We start from the raw sequence: 17310 nt of genomic DNA, 5'->3' as shown, positions 1-17310 counted from the left end.
GACAGGGCAGTGACAGTGCAGTGCTGGCTAACGGAACGGCGGCTCGTCGAAACTGCGCAGCTTGCGCGAATGCAGCGAATCGAGCTGGCTGCGCATCAGCTCCAGCGCATGAATGCCGATATGCAGATGCTGAGTCACGGCGCGCTCGTAAAAGGCGCCCGCCGCGCCCGGCAGCTTGATCTCGCTGTGCAGTGGCTTGTCCGATACACACAGCAAGGTGCCGTAGGGCACCCGCAGGCGATAGCCTTGGGCGGCGATGGTGCCGCTTTCCATATCCACTGCGATTGCCCGCGCCAGGTTGATCAGCGGCCGCTCCTGGGCCCAGCGCAGCTCCCAGTTGCGGTCGTCGTAGGTCAGCACCGTGCCGGTGCGCAGGCGGCGCTTGAGATCATCGCCCTGCTCGCCGGTGACCTCGGCTGCGGCCTGCTGCAGCGCCTGCTGCACCTCGGCCAGCGCCGGCAGCGGAATGTTCGGCGGCAGCACCCGGTCGAGGATACCGTCGCGACGCATGTAGGCGTGGGCCAGCACATAATCGCCAATGGTCTGCGACTGACGCAGGCCGCCACAGTGGCCAATCATCAGCCAGCAGTGCGGGCGCAGCACGGCCAGGTGGTCGGTAATGTTCTTGGCGTTGGACGGGCCCACACCGATGTTGACCAGGGTGATGCCTTCGCTCGGGCTATTGCCCTGCAGGTGGTAAGCGGGCATCTGAAAACGGTGCCAGACCACCGACTCGATGATCGCCTGCATTTCGCCTTCGGACATACCGCGCTCGACCATCACGTTGCCCGGCAGCACCATGCGCTGAAAGCGCGAGTCGGCCTGCAGCATGTTCAGCCCGTGGCGGATGAACTGATCCACGTAGCGGTGATAGTTGGTCAGCAGAATCCACGGCTGTACATGCCGCCAGTCGCTGCCGGTGTAATGCACCAGACGACGCAGCGAAAAGTCGGTGCGGGCGGCGTCAAACAACGCCAGCGGCAGCGGGTCCTGGTCTTCCCAGTCGTACAGGCCGTCGGCGGTGCCGTCATTGGCGGCGGACAGGTCGGTACTCGGGAACACCCGCGCCAGCTCGGCAGCGGTCACGCCCGAGGCGCCCAGTTCGTCACCCTGTTCGACCACATACGGATAGGGAATATTGGCCTGACTCGGGCCCACTTCCACAGTGACGGTAAAGTCGGACATCAGTGGCCGCAGCTGATCCAGCAGGTAGGTACGGAAGGCGTCCGGCTGGGTCACGGTTACCGCGTAGGTGCCGGGCACCTGTACCTTGGCGTAGGCGCGCACACTGCTCGGCACTTCACCCTGGCAGTGATAGGTGAGCCGCAGCTCAGGGTAGCGGAACGCGCAGTGCGCGGCACTTGGCGGAGTGCGATCCTTGAGGTACTGCTTGAGAGCGCTGCGCAGCGCATTGGTGGCCTGCTGGTAAAGCATGGCCAGGCGGTCGACCGCCGCTTCCGCGGAATCGACCTTTACAAAATCGTCAGGACAAACTTGATTCACGAGGTGCCTCTGGGTTGTTCACGTGCCCCCATATTGCGCCCTCAGTGCGGTCTGCAACAAGCGATGGCCGCACATTCCGGCCAGTCACTCTGACAACAGCGGGCACAACCGGGCCAGCCTGCCGGACAGGGCGCGTCAAGCAGGCAGGGGCAAAAACGAGGCCAAGCTCAGCTGCCGGTCTTGTCCTTGATGACGTCGCTGGTGCCGTTGCTCTTGACCGACTCGATGCCCTTCTCGCAGCTCGCCGCCGCGGAGTACATCTGGCTGGTGCCGATCACCTGATGATTGGCCGCCTTGAGATTGAAGAAATGGCGTCCGTCCTTTGCCTCCTTGCGCTCATAGCGCCCATCCTCCGTGCAATTTTTCTGTACTGACGCTATGCCGTTCTCGGCGCTGGCGCGGGTCTTGTACAGCTCACTGGTGAGGATGGTTTCAGCGTTTCCCGCCTTGAGGACAAAGCGGAACTGCCCGTCCGTGCTGTTGCTCAATTCATACCAACCAGACATATGAAGCACTCCTTATCCAACGTCGGTGGACTAGCTGCGCATCCGCCCGGATGCGGACGACCTGGTCAGTATAGACAGGAGATACGTACTGTCTCGCAATCGAGACCTATTAATATTGCCGAGACGGAACAACTGCCGGCGAAGACGGTTCAAGCCCCAGCGCTGCTGCCCGCTGAGCTGCACGCCAGTGCGACGGCGAGACGCCGGTCCAGCGCTTGAAGGCACGGGAAAAACTGGCCGCTTCGCTGTAGCCCAACTGCGCGGCAATGGCATCCAGTCCGAGATCACTGTCGCCCAGCAGGCGTTCAGCCAGGCGCGCGCGCACCCGCTCATCGAGCTGACGAAAGGGTTGTCCCTCGGCCGCCAGCCGGCGATGCAGCGAACGCTCGGATATACCCAGTGCCGCCGCCACCTCGACGGCGGCGGGAGGTTCACCCGAATGGCTGATCAGCACCTGAAGAACCTGCCGCGCGAACGGCGACACCACGTCTTCAAGCCCATCACACAGTTGCCGGCACAGGGCCGCACAGGCGTTGCGGGTAAGCTCGTTGGCGAGCGGCAGGGCGCTGGTCAGGTCCGCGTCCGCAATCAGTACCGCGTTACTGGCAGCACCCATTACCACCGGGCATTCGAAGTAGGTCTCGTAACACTCGGCGGTGGCAGGGCGCGACAGCGCCAGCTCCACCCGAAACGGCACAAAGGGGCGCTGCAGCAACTCACCGAAGATGCGCTTCCAGACTGCCAGCCCGCGCTCGGCAACCATATCCTGTGCATCCGGCGGCAGTACCCTGTGGTCCAGGCTCATGCGCACGCCACCGTCAAAGGGCTGCAACTGAACCGGACAGATCGACAGCGTCAGTTCACGAAACTGGGTACTGACCACCAGTGCCTCATGCAGATTGCGACAGGCCAGCATGGTGTAGCCGAGCAGCCCCAGACTGGTCAGTTGATATCGACTGCCCACCAGCAGCCCGAGACCGGGTTCCGGCGCCAGCGCCACCAGATTGCGGATCACGGCCAGTTCCTGCCAGCGCTGTATCCTGGCCCCGGCACTCAGCACGCCCTCGTCCAGCCCGCTGCCCTGCAGACACGCTTCAACGGAACAGCCAAGACTGCGCGCGGTGTTCAGCAGATGGCGCACGTTGGTGGCATCACGTACTTCACGCCAGTTCATACAACCTCGTGGCAGTTATTGTCATGTCATGGCAGAAATTATCATGGATAGCCACCGCGCACAGGCGCAATCTTGCCTGGCAGAACAAAAACATCAACAACAAGACAGACCACTGCAGGTGACAGCCATGCCCGAGTTCTTCTACACCACGGCGAAAAATAATCAGGCCCGCTCCAGCAACCATTTCCGCACCGTACCGGTGGCAGGCTCACTGGGTGCAGACATCCACGACATCGACCTCAACAACCTCAGTGACGCCGGACAGGCCGATCTGCGCCAGGCACTGATGGACCATGGCGTGCTGTTCATCCGGGACCAGAACCTGAGCGTCGAGCAGCTCGAAGCCGTGACGCTGCGTTTCGGCAAGTTCGGCAAGGAACCCTATGTGCAGCCGATGGCCGATCATCCGCATGTGGTGCATGTGCTCAAGGAAGCCGGCGAAGGCAGCCCATTCGTGTTCGGCGGCGCCTGGCACAGCGACTGGTCATTCCAGGAGCGGCCGCCGGCCTTCACCCTGCTGTACGGCCACGATGTGCCGGAAAGCGGCGGCGACACCCTGTTCAACAACATGTACCTGGCCTGCGAGTGGCTGTCTCCCACCCTGCGCAATCTGCTGCGCCAGCTCGACGGCACCCACACCCCCGAGTTCGGTTACGGCCCGAAGGCCGTACATAACGCCGGCATCGAGAACATGCAGATCCGCTTCGGCGAAAACGTCGATGAAGATGTCCGCACCCATCCGATGATCATTCGCCACCCGGAAACCGGCCGCGAGGTACTGTTCGCCAATCCGGCCTATACCCTCGGCATCGCCGGCATGAAGCCGGAGGAGTCACGCCCGCTGCTCGACTACCTGTTCAGCGTCGCCGCCGCCCCGGCCTTTACTTGCCGCATGCGCTGGACGCCGGGCACACTGGCGATCTGGGACAACCGCTGCGTCTGGCATCAGCCCATTTCGGACTACTTCGGCAAGCGCCGCGAGATGTTCCGCACCACGGTTGTCGGCGAAAAACCGAGCCGGGGAGAAACGGCATGAGTCATATAGAACAGGCCGCAGAGGCGCTGCTGGAAGCCCGCAGCAGCGGAATGCCGCGCGGCTCGATCGCCACCGAGTATGCCCTGACCGACCTGGCGTCCGCCTACGCGGTACAACACGCGCTGATCGCCCGCCAGCTGAACGGCGCGCGGCCGGCCGGTTACAAGCTGGGGCTGACCGACGCCCGGGCCCGAGCGGCACTCAGCGTCGCCGAACCGCTGCGCGGCGTGCTGCTGGCGGCCAACGAATATAACGACGGCGCCACCCTGCGCCACGCTGACTTTATCGCGCCGCGACTGGAGGTTGAGGTTGCGATGCGCCTGGCTCGCGATATCGAAGATCCTCTGGCCGATCGCGCCGAACTGATCGCGGCGCTCGAAGGTGTGATGCCCGCGCTGGAGGTTTGCGACTCAGCCTATGAGGGCTGGCCGAAGTCTCTGGCTGATGCGGTAGCCGACAACCTGTCCTTTGGTGCCCACGTGCTGGGCCAGTGCGTTGCAGCAGACAGCGTGCAGCTGGATGACCTGCCGGTGGCCCTGAAGCTCAACGGCGAAAAGGTGGGCAGCGGAAACACCGGCAGCAGCATGGGCAACCCGTTGGATGCAGCCCTGTGGCTGATCAATCAAATGGTCACTGCCGGGCAGCACCTGCGCAACGGTGACGTCATCATGACCGGCGCGCTGGCGGGCATGCAGCCGGTTGCTGCCGGCGATCTGGCCGAAGTAGAGATGGGCACGCTGGGCAGTTTGAGCTGTCGTTTCAGCGGCTGAGCGGTGCAACGGGGGGTACGTGCTGACGTATCCCCGGACAAATCGCAGGCAAGAAAAAACCCCGCCGAGGCGAGGTTTTGCAGAAAGGATCCTGATCATCCCTAATGTGTTGTGCCTCCGAGGCACCGTCCCTGTTCCCTGTTGTTCTGGTCGCTTCCTGCGATGCTCCTAGCGCTTTTGATACTACGCAGCATCGCAGGGTGTGCCCATAGGCCAACGCCAGCACAACGCGTAAGCAAATGCTTACATCGGGTCATCAGGCCCCGACCAGGCCGGCGGCCTGACCCGGCTCAGCCCTGGTGATAGCCGGTAACCCGCTCAACTTCTTCCTTCGAGCCGAGGAACACGGCAACCCGCTGGTGCAGGGACTCCGGCTGAATATCGAGAATGCGCTGAGTACCGTTAGTCGCGGCGCCACCGGCCTGCTCGATCAGCATCGACATCGGGTTGGCCTCGTACATCAGGCGCAGCTTGCCCGGCTTCTCCGGCTCGCGGCCATCGCGCGGGTACATGAATACGCCGCCACGGGTAAGAATGCGGTGCACATCGGCGACCATGGAGGCAATCCAGCGCATGTTGTAGTTCTTGTTCAGCGGCCCCTCGACGCCTGCCAGCAGTTCGTCAACATAGCGCTTGACCGGTGCTTCCCAGTGACGCTGATTGGACATGTTGATCGCGAACTCGGCGGTACTGGTCGGCACCTTGAGATTTTCGTGAGTCAGGAAGAAGCTGCCCATCTCCCGATCCAGAGTAAAGCCCATGACGCCATCGCCCAGGGTCAGCACCAGCATGGTCTGCGGGCCATAGATGGCGTAACCGGCAGCCACCTGCTCGGTACCCGGCTGCAGGAAGGCGTGCTCATCGAGGCTGCCGGTCTGCTCGACATACTTGTCAGGGCAACGCAGCACGGAAAAGATGGTACCGACCGAGACGTTCACGTCGATATTACTGGAGCCATCCAGCGGATCGAACACCAGCAGGTAGGCACCTTTGGGATACTGCCCCGGAATCTGATAGGCATTGTCCATTTCCTCGGACGCCATGCCGGCCAGGTGGCCGCCCCACTCGTTGGCCTCCAGCAGGATTTCATTCGAGATCACATCAAGCTTTTTCTGCACTTCACCCTGGACGTTCTCGGTACCCATGCTGCCCAGCACACCACCAAGGGCACCCTTGGATACGGCATGGCTGATTTCCTTGCAGGCGCGCGCCACCACCTCGATGAGGAAACGCAGGTCGGCGGGGGTATTGTGACTGCGCGTCTGTTCGATCAGGTAGCGGCTGAGAGATACACGGGACATGAGCAAGCTCCGGGGAGAGAAAAGTAAAATCGCGCACAGTTTACCCGCTCCGGCAGCGCTTCGCCTCCTGAATAGGTCCGACGACAGCAACAATGCCGCGCAGAAACGAAAAAGCCCCGTCGAAGCGGGGCCTTTCGTGGCACGATCCGAGTTAGAACTGATCCGCTGTCAGCAAATACAGTGCATCACTGCCCGCCTTGACCGACGAGGTCAGTGAGTGGATACGCGGCAACAGACGGGCGAAGTAGAAACGCGCAGTGCCCAGCTTGCTCACGTAGAACTCGTCTTCCGCCTGCTTGGCCATGGCGGTACGCGCCATCAGTGCCCACATGTAGGCATAGGCGGTGTAACCGAAGGCCTGCAGATACTCGACCGAGGCCGCGCCGATTTCATTCGGGTTACCCTTCGACTGCTCGATAACCCAGGCGGTGAGTTCGTCGAGGTTGCCGATGGCCGCTTCCAGCGGGCCGGTGAACTCGGCCAGAGAAGCATCGGCACTGGCAATGAAGGCTTTGACCTCGTCGCTGAAGTGCTTGTAGAACGCCCCACCGCTGCCGACGATCTTGCGGCCCATCAGGTCCAGCGACTGGATTCCGTTGGTACCTTCGTAAATCTGGGTGATACGGCAGTCGCGGATCAGCTGTTCCTGACCCCACTCACGGATAAAGCCGTGGCCGCCGAAGATCTGCTGGCCGTGCACTGTGGTTTCCAGCCCCATGTCGGTGAGGAATGCCTTGGCAACCGGCGTCAGCAGTGCAACCAGTTCCTCGGCGCGCTTGCGGGTGGCCGGGTCCTCGCTGTACTTGGCGGTATCGAGCTGCATGGCAACGTAGCTGGAGAAGGCGCGACCGCCTTCATTCAGCGCTTTCATGGTCAGCAGCATGCGACGCACGTCCGGGTGAACGATGATCGGGTCGGCAGCCTTGTCCTTGTTGACCGGGCCGGTCGGCGCACGACTCTGCAGACGATCACGGGCGTACTCGATGGCATTCTGGTAGGAGCGTTCACCCAGCGACAGGCCCTGGATGCCTACACCCAGGCGCTCGTAGTTCATCATGGTGAACATCGCATTGAGGCCCTTGTTCGGCTCGTCGACAATCCAGCCGGTAGCGCCGTCGAAGTTCATCACACAGGTGGCAGAGGCCTTGATGCCCATCTTGTGCTCGATGGAGCCGCAGGACAGGGAGTTCCTCTCACCCAGCGAACCATCGTCATTGACCATGACCTTGGGCACCAGGAACAGCGAAATACCCTTCGGGCCAGCCGGTGCGTCAGGCAGCTTGGCCAGTACCAGGTGAATGATGTTCTCGGTCAGATCGTGTTCACCACCGGTGATGAAGATCTTGGTACCGGAAATCTTGTAGCTGCCGTCAGCCTGCGGCTCGGCCTTGGTGCGAATGATGCCGAGGTCGGTGCCGCAGTGCGGCTCGGTCAGGCACATGGAGCCTGCCCAGGTACCGGCATACATATTCGGCAGGTACTTTTCCTTCAGCTCTTCGCTGGCGTGGTTGAGGATCGACAGGCAGGCACCGGAGGTCAGCATCGGATACAGACCGAAAGACAGGTTGGCCGAGTTGACCATTTCCTCGACCTGGGCACCGATGACCTTGGGCATGCCCATGCCACCAAACTCGGGCGCCCCGCTGACACCAACCCAGCCGCCTTCGGCGTAGGTCTTGTAGGCTTCCCGGAAGCCGGCCGGCGTCGTTACGGCGCCATTGTTCCAGGAGCATCCTTCCTCGTCGCCACTGCGATTCAGCGGTGCGACCACACCACCGGTTACCTTGCCGGCTTCTTCCAGAATCGCGGCTGCGGTGTCTTCGTCAACAATCTCGGCAAGACCGGGCAGCTCGGCCCAGAGCTTGGAGATCTCGAAGACCTCGTTGAGAACGAAGCGCATGTCGCGCAGGGGAGCTTTATAGTCGGCCATGGATATCTCCTCATGATTCAGTGCCGGGATATACCGGCGCAGGCGGGAGATTGTATATCGACAACAAAAAAACCTGTAGCGTCTTTTTATGACTTTTTATTATTGATTGGTCACCATAAGCAACATCGGCAGATCAGGGTCAGACGTGCCAAGCATTACCCAAAGCCTGCACGCCAGACAATAAAAAACCCCGGCAAGCCGGGGTTTCCTGGACCAACGGATGGATCAGAACTGCTCGACAGCAATATCCATCAGAGTAGAGGCACCGGCGCTCAGCGCCTCGGCGTGCGCCTGGGCGCGCGGCAGCAGACGCTGGTAGTAGAACGCCTGGGTCGCCAGCTTGCCCTTGTAGAAGTCGACCTCGGTGGTGCCGGCATCCAGCTTGGCCTGAGCGACCAGTGCCATCTTCAACCAGAAGTAGGCGTGCACAACGTAGCCGGAGAACGCCAGGTAATCAACGGACGCTGCGCCCACTTCCTCGGGGTTCTGCATCGCCTTCATACCAACGGCGGTAGTCAGCTCGCCCCACTGGGTGTTGAGCTGGGCCAGTTTCTTGGCGTACTCGCCAAAGGTGGCGTTGCCTTCCACTTCCTTGCACAGCAGGTGAACCTGCTTGGTGAAGGTTTTCAGCAACTTGCCCTGGCTACCCAGCACCTTGCGACCGAGCAGGTCGAGGGCCTGAATGCCGTTGGTGCCTTCATAGATCTGGGCGATACGGCAATCACGCACCTGCTGCTCCTGCCCCCACTCACGGATGAATCCGTGACCGCCGAAGATCTGCTGACCCAGCAGGGTGGCTTCCAGACCGGTATCGGTCATAAAGGCCTTACAGATCGGCGTCAGGAAGGCCAGCTGGGCCTCGGCATCAGCGCGGGCCTCTTCTTCTGCCGCGTAGTGAGCCTGATCCAGCAGGCTGGCGGTGTGGTAGGCCAGCGCGCGGTTACCTTCGTTGAACGCTTTCATGGTCAGCAGCATGCGACGCACGTCCGGATGAACGATGATCGGGTCAGCCGCTTTTTCCGGGGCAGCCGGGCCTTTGAGCGAACGCATTTGCAGACGGTCTTTGGCGTAGGCCAGCGCCGACTGATAGGACGCTTCACCGTGACACAGACCCTGCATGCCGGTACCCAGACGGGCGTGGTTCATCATGGTGAACATGCAGTTCAGACCCTTGTTGATGTCGCCGATCAAAAAGCCGGTAGCATCGTCAAAGTTCATGACGCAGGTAGCGGAGGCCTTGATGCCCATCTTGTGTTCGATGGAGCCGCAGATCAGGCTGTTGCGCTCGCCCACTTCGCCGTTGGCGTCGGGCAGGAACTTGGGCACGATGAACAGCGAGATACCCTTGGTGCCAGCTGGCGCGTCGGGCAGCTTGGCCAGTACCAGGTGGACAATGTTTTCGGCCATGTCGTGCTCGCCGCACGAAATGAAGATCTTGGTGCCGGTGACCTTGTAGGTGCCGTCAGCCTGCGGCACGGCGCGGGTCTTGATCAGGCCCAGGTCGGTGCCGCAATGCGGCTCGGTCAGACACATGGTGCCGGTCCAGGTGCCGGGGGTCAGCTTGCTCAGGTACAGGTCTTTCTGCGCCTGGGTACCGTGCGCTGCAATCGCCGCAGCACAGCCGTGGGACAGGCCCGGGTACATGCTGAACGAGTAGTTGGCCGAGGCAACCATCTCGCTGATGATCAGACCCAGCGAGGACGGCAGACCCTGTCCACCGTATTCCGGCGATGCGGTCATGGAACCCCAGCCGTTCTCGCAGTAGGCCTGATAGGCTTCCTTGAAGCCCTTCGGAGTGGTAACCACACCATTTTCGATATGGCAGCCTTCTTCGTCCCCGCTGCGGTTGAGTGGAGACAGTACCTGGTTGGTGAACTTGGCGCCCTCTTCGAGGATCGCGCTGACCAGATCAGGGGTGGCATCTTCCAGACCATAGGCAGCATAGCTGCCGGTCATGTCCAGCAGTTCATCCATGACGAAGCGCATATCGCGCAAGGGGGCGTTATATTCAGGCATGTCGACTCTCCAGGGGGCGCCAGACAGAACTGGCAGCATGGTTTCATACAGGTGTTTGAACACTAGGGATGCCCGTCCCTGTGGTCAAGGTTTTGGCTCGTCCATTACCCCGCCTGATGGAGAGCCATAACACCGGAAGCATCCTGCTGTAGCATAGGCACTGCATCCATTGCTTCGGGAACCCGCTGTGTCCACTCTGGCCGATCTGCACTTTGACAACCGCTTCGCCGCACTGGGCGATACCTTCTCCAGCAAGGTCCTGCCCGACCCATTGCACAACCCGCGACTGGTGGTATGCAGCGAGGACGCCTTGCGGCTGCTCGATCTGGATCCGGCCGAAGCAAGAGACCCGCTGTTCATCGAGCTGTTCTCGGGCCACAAGCTGTGGAGCAGCGCCGAACCACGGGCAATGATCTATTCCGGCCACCAGTTCGGCGCCTACAACCCGCAGCTTGGCGATGGCCGCGGCCTGCTGCTGGGCGAGGCGGTAAACCAGGCCGGCGAGCATTGGGATCTGCACCTCAAGGGTGCCGGCAGCACGCCCTACTCGCGCATGGGCGACGGCCGTGCGGTACTGCGCTCGTCGATCCGCGAGTTCCTCGCCAGCGAGGCGCTGCATGCGCTTGGCATCCCCAGCAGCCGTGCCCTGTGCGTGACCGTCGGCGACAACCCGGTCTACCGCGAACGGGAAGAGCGTGGTGCCATGCTGCTGCGCCTGGCGCGCTCGCATATTCGCTTCGGCCACTTCGAGTACTTTTATTACACCCGCAAACACAATGAGCTGCGCCAGTTGCTCGATTTCACCCTCGATACCTGCTACCCCGACTGCCGCAACCAGCCGGAACCCGAGCTGGCGATGTTTCGCAGTGTGCTCCAGCGCACTGCCGAGATGATCGCCCACTGGCAAGCCTGGGGTTTCTGTCACGGGGTGATGAACACCGACAATATGTCGATTCTGGGCATTACCTTCGACTTCGGCCCTTACGCCTTCCTCGACGCCTTCGATGCACGGCATGTCTGCAACCACTCCGACCACGAAGGCCGCCATGCCTTCCATCGGCAGCCGATGATCGCGCAGTGGAATCTCGCCTGTCTGGCTCAGACGCTGACGCCGTTTATTGCGGTCGATACGCTGAAAGCCGAGCTGGCGCAGTTCATGCCGACCTTCGAGCAGCACTATCTGACGCTGATGCGCCGACGACTCGGCTGGGGCGACGCCCGCCCGGAAGACGTCGAGCAACTGGACGCACTGCTGCAACTGATGCAAACCAGTGGCGCCGATTACCACCTGACCCTGCGCAAGCTGGCCGAAGACAACCCGTTGGTGCGTGATCAGTTCATCGACCGCAGCGCTTTCGACAACTGGTATCGCGAGCACCAGCGCCGTTGCCAGGCCAGCCCGGCCGCGCGCCAGGCTGCCAACCCTCTGTATGTGCTGCGCAACTATCTGGCGCAGAACGCCATCGCCGCCGCCGAACAGGATGACTTCGATGAAGTACGTCGCCTGCACCACATCCTGCGCCGGCCGTTCGAGCCACAGCCCGGTGCCGATGCCTATGCGGCGACGCCGCCGGACTGGGGCAGGCATCTGGAAATCAGCTGTTCATCCTGAGCCTCGCTTATTCCTTGCAAGCATATAAAAATCAGTTTTTGTGCTTGGACAAATATAGCGCCGCCTCTTAATGTGACGCCCTGCAAGGGTCCAAGCATGGACCCGATACCTCACGAGAGAGTTCGGTACCGATGAGCTGGGATTCACTGCCACTGATTGGCGTGGCACTGCTGTTGTGCTGGGTGTTCTACGCGTTCGCACGGGAAAGGTTCAGCCCCGACGTGGTCGTCGGCATCGCCGTTGCCGTGCTGCTGGTCAGCCAATTGCTGAGCCCGGCCGAGGTAATGGGTGTGTTGTCGAACAGCGCGCCCATTACCATCGCCTGCATGTTTATTCTGTCTGCCGCGCTGGAGCGCACCGGTTGCGTTGAAACCCTGGGCAACTGGCTCGCGCGCATGGGCGGGGGCAGCCAGTGGCGCACCCTGTTCAGCCTGATGATGACCGCCCTGCTGCTGTCGACCTTTATCAACAATACCCCGGTGGTCGCGATTCTCACGCCGGTCGCCATCGCGCTGGCCACCGGAATTGGCAGCAAGCCTTCAAAAATGCTGATCCCGCTGTCCTACGCCACCATTTTTGGCGGCACCATGACCATGATCGGCACCTCGACCAACATTCTGGTCGACGGTGTAGCCCGGCAAATGGGCATGGAGCCCTTCGGCATGTTCGACATTACCCTGCCCGGCCTGATTCTGGCCGGTATCGGTATGGCCTTCGTGCTGCTGATTGGTCACCGCCTGCTGCCGGAACGCGAGAGCCTGTCGCGCCAGCTGCGCCCGGATCAGTCCCGTACATTCATGACCGAGCTGCTGGTACCGCACGACTCGCCGGTGATTGGCCAGACCATCAGCCAGGCCAACCTGAACGGCAACAGCGGTATCCGGGTGCTGAAAATCTTCCGTGGCGACGACGAACTGTCGACCCCGCTCAACGACACCCGGCTGCTGGCCGGCGACCGGCTGGTGCTGCATGCCGGCATGCGCGACTTCGTCGAACTGCGCCAGAACGGCCTGCTGGCGATCAACCGCCCGGACAGCTTCGAGACCATCTCGACCCGCGACGTGATGCTGGCCGAGGCCATCGTCGGTCGTAACTCACGCTACAGCCACCGTCCGATGCGCGACCTCAACCTGACTGCGCGCTACGGTATTCACGTGCTGGCAGTGCATCGCCATAACGAGAATATCCAGGACAACCTGGACGACTTCGAGCTGCAATTCGGCGACGTCATGCTGGTCGAAGGTACTCCCGCACAGATCAAGAAGTTTGCCGACAACGGCGAGCTGATCAGCCTCAACTCGGTACAGGAACGCGCCTACCGCCGCGACAAGGCGCCGATTGCCATCGCCGCCGTGCTGGCCGTGATGGTGCTGGCCGCCTTCAAGGTCATGCCGATCGAGGGGCTGGCAATGATCGCCGCCGCACTGGTAGTTGCCACCGGCTGCCTGGATACCGAGGACGCCTACAAGGCCATCGACTGGCGCATCCTGACCCTGATCTTCGGTATGCTGGCGATCAGCATCGCAATGAACAAGGTCGGCCTGGTCGACACCGTAGTCAGCCACGTCATGACCCTGGCACCGCTGCTTGGCCCGCTGTTCATGCTGTCGTTCATCTACCTGCTGACCTCGGTGCTTACCGAAGTCGTCAGCAACAACGCGGTCGCTGTACTGGTTACCCCGATTGCCATTGGTGTAGCCCAGCAACTCGGTGCCGACCCGACGCCCTTCGTTGTCGCCGTGATGTTCGCCGCCAGCGCCAGCTTCGCCACCCCGATCGGCTACCAGACCAATACCTTTGTCTACAGCGCCGGTGGCTACCGGTTCGCCGACTTTATGCGTATCGGCGTACCGCTGAACCTGATCATGTGGGCAGCCGGGTCGCTGATCATTCCGCTCGTCTGGCCGCTGTTTCCCTAGCGCGCGCAGGCGCGCGCGAGCTGCAAGCTGCAAGCTGCAAGCTGCAAGCTGCAAGCGCAGTCAGGATGAATTGGCCTACAGGCAGTCAAACGCTTTTTAGCATTCAGGGTGCTATCCCAACCAAAAGAAAACCCGCGCGATTCAACACCGCGCGGGTTTTGCTTGTGGCTTATGGCTTGCCGCTTTAGTCACCTCCCGCAAAGCGGGAGGTGACTAAAGCGAAGCGTCGAGCGCCTGCGACAGGTCGGCAAGAATGTCGTCGATATGCTCGATACCGATCGACAGGCGCACCATGTCACGCGGCACGCCGGCCTTGGCCAGCTCCTCGTCGTTCAGCTGACGGTGGGTAGTGGAGGCCGGGTGGCAGGCCAGTGACTTGGCGTCGCCGATATTGACCAGTCGCACCACCAGGTTGAGCGCGTCGATAAAGCGCGCGCCGGCTTCCTGCCCGCCTTTGATCCCGAACGACAGTACCGACGCCGGCTTGCCGCCCATATAGCGTTTGGCGAGGGCGTGCTCGGGATGGTCTTCCAGCCCGGCGTACTGTACCCAGGCGACCTGCGGGTGATTCTTCAGGAACGCGGCCACCGCCATCGCGTTGTCGCAGTGGCGCTCCATGCGCAGCGCCAGCGTTTCCAGCCCCTGCAGGATCATGAAGGCGTTGAACGGCGACAGCGCCGCGCCCATGTTGCGCAGCGGCACAACGCGGCAGCGACCAATGAAGGCGGCCGGGCCGAAGGCCTCGGTATAGACCACGCCGTGATAGGACGGGTCGGCGGTATTGAGCAGCGGGAAACGTTCCGCGTTCTCGGCCCACGGGAAACAGCCACCATCGACAACGATGCCGCCCAGAGTGGTACCGTGACCACCCATGTATTTGGTCAGCGAGTGGACCACGATGTCCGCGCCGTGCTCAAACGGGCGGCACAGTGCCGGTGTGGCCACGGTGTTATCGACGATCAGCGGGACGCCGTGGCGGTGAGCCGCGTCGGCCAGCGCCTGAATGTCGATGACGTTACCGGACGGGTTGCCGATGGATTCGCAGAACACCGCCTTGGTACGCGCGTCGATCAGGCTTTCCAGCGCGGCGATGTCGTCGTGGGCGGCAAAGCGGGTCTCGATGCCCTGACGCGGCAGAGTGTGGGCAAACAGGTTGTAGGTGCCGCCATACAGCTTGGCCACCGACACGATATTGTCGCCGGCTTCGGCCAGCGTCTGGATCGCATAGGTAATCGCGGCCATACCGGAGGCCACCGCCAGCGCACCCACGCCGCCCTCGAGCGCGGCAACCCGCTGCTCCAGCACATCGTTGGTCGGGTTCATGATGCGGCTGTAGATATTGCCAGGCACCTTCAGGTCGAACAGGTCGGCACCGTGCTGGGTGTTGTCAAAGGAGTACGAGGTGGTCTGATAGATCGGCACGGCCACCGCGTGGGTGTTCGGGTCTGGGGTATAGCCGGCGTGAATGGCGAGCGTTTCAAGCTTCATTGCGCTGTCCTTGTTATCGAGTTGTTCAAGCCCAGCGCCGAGCATGCAGAAGGAAGCCCGGACGGTCAATCCGGGCGGACACGACTTATTGACTCTCGATGTGGTCGTGCAGTGCCATAAACTGCTGGGTCAGCTTGTGCCGACCGTCGAGGAAGATCAGCGGCGTGGCCGCCTCATGCGACTCGCGCATGCGTACCGAGCTGTTCAGATGCACCGGCAGCACCGGCAGCCCTTCGGCAATCAGTTCATCAAGCATTTTCTGCGGCAGTGCCGCCCGCGGCTGGAACTGGTTGACGACGATGCCCTCGACCGCCAGATCCTCGTTGTGCTCTTCACGCACGTCTTCCAGCTCGCTCAACAGGCCATAGAGCGCCTGCCGGGAGAAGCTGTCGCAGTCGAACGGGATCAGCACGCGATCGGCGGCAATCAGCGCCGACATGGTGTAGAAATTGAACGCCGGAGCGGTGTCGATATAGATCCGCTCGTAGTTGTCCTTGAGGTCGTTCAGCAACTTGCGCAGCTTCTGGATCTTGTAGCGCGATTCCAGCTTGTGCTGCAGCTCGGCCAGCTCGGGGCTGGCCGGCATCAGCCAGAGGTTTTCGAACGGCGTCTCGGTGACAAAGTGCTCGGCCTTCTTGCTGAACAGGCTGCTGGACAGGGTCTGGGCGAAGAAGTCGGCGATGGTGGTGTCGACATCCGTCATGCGCTCGCCCAGCAGGTAGTGACTGGAGTTGGCCTGCGGATCGAGGTCAACCACCAGAGTCTTGTAACCGGCCGCGGCACTGACCGCGGCGAGGTTGCAGGCGATGCTGGATTTACCGACCCCGCCCTTCTGGTTGAACACTACCCTGCGCATACGCCTTCTCCTTGTTCAGTCGCTTCCGTCGTGCGCCATCTTGGCGCAGGAATCGTCAGACCACGATAGCATTCGGATCGTGATAGATCGCTGACAATTCATGTACCGCCTCGATAAAGGCGCCGGCGTGAGCCGGATCGACCTCGGGTGTAATCCCGTGGCCCAGGTTGAATACATGGCCGCTGCCCTTGCCGTAACTGGCGAGGATGCGTGCCACTTCGGCACGAATCGCCGCCGGCTTGGCGTACAGCACAGTCGGGTCCATGTTGCCCTGCAATGCAACCTTTGCACCAACCCGTGAGCGGGCGACGCCGATATCCATGGTCCAGTCCAGACCCAGCGCATCGGCACCAGCATCGGCGATGCTTTCCAGCCAGAGGCCGCCGTTCTTGGTGAACAGGATGACCGGAATCTTGCGGCCGTCGTGCTCGCGAATCAGACCGGAAACGATCTTGCGCATGTAGGCCAGCGAGAACTTCTGGTAGGCGTCGGCAGACAGGTTGCCGCCCCAGGTATCGAAAATCTGCACCGCCTGGGCGCCGGCCAGGATCTGGCCGTTCAGGTAGCTGGTGACCGACTGGGCGAGCTTGTCGAGCAGCAGGTGCATGGCTTCGGGCTGGTCATACAGCATCGCCTTGGTCTTGCGAAAATCCTTGGAGGAGCCGCCCTCGACCATGTAGGTCGCCAGCGTCCAGGGGCTGCCGGAGAAGCCGATCAGCGGCACCCGGCCGTTCAGCTCGCGGCGAATGGTGCGCACCGCATCCATCACATAGCCCAGGTCCTTTTCCGGATCGGGAATCGGCAGCGCCTCGATATCGGCCAGGCTGTTGATCACCTTGCGAAAGCGCGGACCTTCGCCGGTTTCAAAGTACAGGCCCTGGCCCATGGCATCGGGGATGGTCAGGATGTCGGAGAACAGAATGGCCGCGTCCAGCGGGTAGCGATCCAGCGGCTGCAGGGTCACTTCGCAGGCCATCTCCGGATTCATGCACAGCCCCATGAAATCACCGGCCCGTGCACGCGAGGCGCGATACTCCGGCAGATAGCGGCCAGCCTGACGCATCATCCACACAGGGGTGACATCTACCGGCTGACGCATCAGCGCGCGCAGGAAACGATCATTCTTGAGTTCGGTCATGGGGGCACATCCAGTCGAAAAAGTCAGCGGCCATTGTAGCGGCAATTGGCGGGAAAGATCA

The 17310-nt window shown here is 61.8% G+C and carries 13 protein-coding genes; 4 read left to right on the top strand and 9 right to left on the bottom strand.

The features are described 5' to 3' along the window. Window positions 1–27: 27 nt before the first annotated feature. The 3 genes from amn to ACZ5WQ_RS16210 form a co-directional block, all read right to left on the bottom strand. Window positions 28–1503 (bottom strand): AMP nucleosidase, encoded by a 1476-nt coding sequence (gene amn, locus ACZ5WQ_RS16220; RefSeq protein WP_464382681.1) that lies wholly within the window; start codon window positions 1501–1503, stop codon window positions 28–30. A gap of 167 nt (window positions 1504–1670) precedes the next feature. Next, a complete protein-coding gene (locus ACZ5WQ_RS16215; RefSeq protein WP_088277081.1) occupies window positions 1671–2009 on the bottom strand; it encodes a YegP family protein in 339 nt (112 codons plus the stop codon). Between the two features lie 109 nt (window positions 2010–2118). Next, complete coding sequence (locus tag ACZ5WQ_RS16210) at window positions 2119–3183, bottom strand: AraC family transcriptional regulator (protein ID WP_464382680.1); 1065 nt, start codon at window positions 3181–3183, stop codon at window positions 2119–2121. Between the two features lie 127 nt (window positions 3184–3310). Between ACZ5WQ_RS16210 and ACZ5WQ_RS16205 the strand changes: the two genes are divergently transcribed. Together ACZ5WQ_RS16205 and ACZ5WQ_RS16200 are read left to right on the top strand one after the other, a co-directional pair. Continuing rightward, window positions 3311–4219 (top strand): TauD/TfdA dioxygenase family protein, encoded by a 909-nt coding sequence (locus ACZ5WQ_RS16205; protein ID WP_464382679.1) that lies wholly within the window; start codon window positions 3311–3313, stop codon window positions 4217–4219. Then, entirely contained in the window at window positions 4216–4989 is a 774-nt protein-coding gene (locus ACZ5WQ_RS16200) for a 2-keto-4-pentenoate hydratase (RefSeq protein ID WP_464382678.1), read from the top strand. Before ACZ5WQ_RS16205 ends, ACZ5WQ_RS16200 begins: the two co-directional genes overlap by 4 nt. A 290-nt stretch (window positions 4990–5279) precedes the next feature. Here ACZ5WQ_RS16200 and ACZ5WQ_RS16195 read toward each other — a convergent pair whose 3' ends face one another. From ACZ5WQ_RS16195 to ACZ5WQ_RS16185, 3 genes are all read right to left on the bottom strand, one after another. Further along, on the bottom strand, window positions 5280–6290 hold the full coding sequence (locus ACZ5WQ_RS16195) for a class 1 fructose-bisphosphatase (protein ID WP_088277089.1): 1011 nt from the start codon (window positions 6288–6290) through the stop codon (window positions 5280–5282). 151 nt (window positions 6291–6441) lie between these two features. Continuing rightward, window positions 6442–8220 (bottom strand): acyl-CoA dehydrogenase C-terminal domain-containing protein, encoded by a 1779-nt coding sequence (locus ACZ5WQ_RS16190; RefSeq protein WP_269688118.1) that lies wholly within the window; start codon window positions 8218–8220, stop codon window positions 6442–6444. A gap of 225 nt (window positions 8221–8445) precedes the next feature. Beyond that, a complete protein-coding gene (locus ACZ5WQ_RS16185) occupies window positions 8446–10236 on the bottom strand; it encodes an acyl-CoA dehydrogenase C-terminal domain-containing protein (RefSeq protein WP_269688119.1) in 1791 nt (596 codons plus the stop codon). 187 nt (window positions 10237–10423) lie between these two features. On the opposite strand from ACZ5WQ_RS16185, the gene selO reads away from it, so the two are divergent. After that, a complete protein-coding gene (gene selO / locus ACZ5WQ_RS16180) occupies window positions 10424–11848 on the top strand; it encodes a protein adenylyltransferase SelO (RefSeq protein ID WP_464382677.1) in 1425 nt (474 codons plus the stop codon). A 131-nt stretch (window positions 11849–11979) separates the two neighbouring features. Next, window positions 11980–13767: an SLC13 family permease gene (locus tag ACZ5WQ_RS16175; protein ID WP_088277097.1), complete on the top strand. Its 1788-nt coding sequence runs from the start codon at window positions 11980–11982 to the stop codon at window positions 13765–13767. Window positions 13768–13980: 213 nt separating this feature from the next. Here the strand turns inward: ACZ5WQ_RS16175 and ACZ5WQ_RS16170 are convergent, their stop codons facing one another. From ACZ5WQ_RS16170 to hemE, 3 genes are all read right to left on the bottom strand, one after another. Further along, on the bottom strand, window positions 13981–15255 hold the full coding sequence (locus tag ACZ5WQ_RS16170; protein ID WP_228245553.1) for a bifunctional O-acetylhomoserine aminocarboxypropyltransferase/cysteine synthase: 1275 nt from the start codon (window positions 15253–15255) through the stop codon (window positions 13981–13983). A gap of 85 nt (window positions 15256–15340) precedes the next feature. Further along, window positions 15341–16111: a ParA family protein gene (locus tag ACZ5WQ_RS16165; protein WP_464382676.1), complete on the bottom strand. Its 771-nt coding sequence runs from the start codon at window positions 16109–16111 to the stop codon at window positions 15341–15343. Between the two features lie 55 nt (window positions 16112–16166). Further along, complete coding sequence (hemE, locus tag ACZ5WQ_RS16160; RefSeq protein WP_341709075.1) at window positions 16167–17249, bottom strand: uroporphyrinogen decarboxylase; 1083 nt, start codon at window positions 17247–17249, stop codon at window positions 16167–16169. Window positions 17250–17310 lie beyond the last annotated feature (61 nt).

It is taken from the genome of Halopseudomonas sp. T1L2 (assembly GCF_055397385.1).
This window is presented reverse-complemented; position numbering and strand designations above follow the sequence as displayed.

Bases quoted from the DNA above. Each gene is read 5' to 3' on its own strand.
- ACZ5WQ_RS16215 (WP_088277081.1), bottom strand. From the start codon at position 2,009: ATGTCTGGTTGGTATGAATTGAGCAACAGCACGGACGGGCAGTTCCGC.
- ACZ5WQ_RS16210 (WP_464382680.1), bottom strand. From the start codon at position 3,183: ATGAACTGGCGTGAAGTACGTGATGCCACCAACGTGCGCCATCTGCTG.
- ACZ5WQ_RS16205 (WP_464382679.1), top strand. From the start codon at position 3,311: ATGCCCGAGTTCTTCTACACCACGGCGAAAAATAATCAGGCCCGCTCC.
- ACZ5WQ_RS16200 (WP_464382678.1), top strand. From the start codon at position 4,216: ATGAGTCATATAGAACAGGCCGCAGAGGCGCTGCTGGAAGCCCGCAGC.
- ACZ5WQ_RS16195 (WP_088277089.1), bottom strand. From the start codon at position 6,290: ATGTCCCGTGTATCTCTCAGCCGCTACCTGATCGAACAGACGCGCAGT.
- ACZ5WQ_RS16190 (WP_269688118.1), bottom strand. From the start codon at position 8,220: ATGGCCGACTATAAAGCTCCCCTGCGCGACATGCGCTTCGTTCTCAAC.
- ACZ5WQ_RS16185 (WP_269688119.1), bottom strand. From the start codon at position 10,236: ATGCCTGAATATAACGCCCCCTTGCGCGATATGCGCTTCGTCATGGAT.
- ACZ5WQ_RS16175 (WP_088277097.1), top strand. From the start codon at position 11,980: ATGAGCTGGGATTCACTGCCACTGATTGGCGTGGCACTGCTGTTGTGC.
- ACZ5WQ_RS16170 (WP_228245553.1), bottom strand. From the start codon at position 15,255: ATGAAGCTTGAAACGCTCGCCATTCACGCCGGCTATACCCCAGACCCG.
- ACZ5WQ_RS16165 (WP_464382676.1), bottom strand. From the start codon at position 16,111: ATGCGCAGGGTAGTGTTCAACCAGAAGGGCGGGGTCGGTAAATCCAGC.
- hemE (WP_341709075.1), bottom strand. From the start codon at position 17,249: ATGACCGAACTCAAGAATGATCGTTTCCTGCGCGCGCTGATGCGTCAG.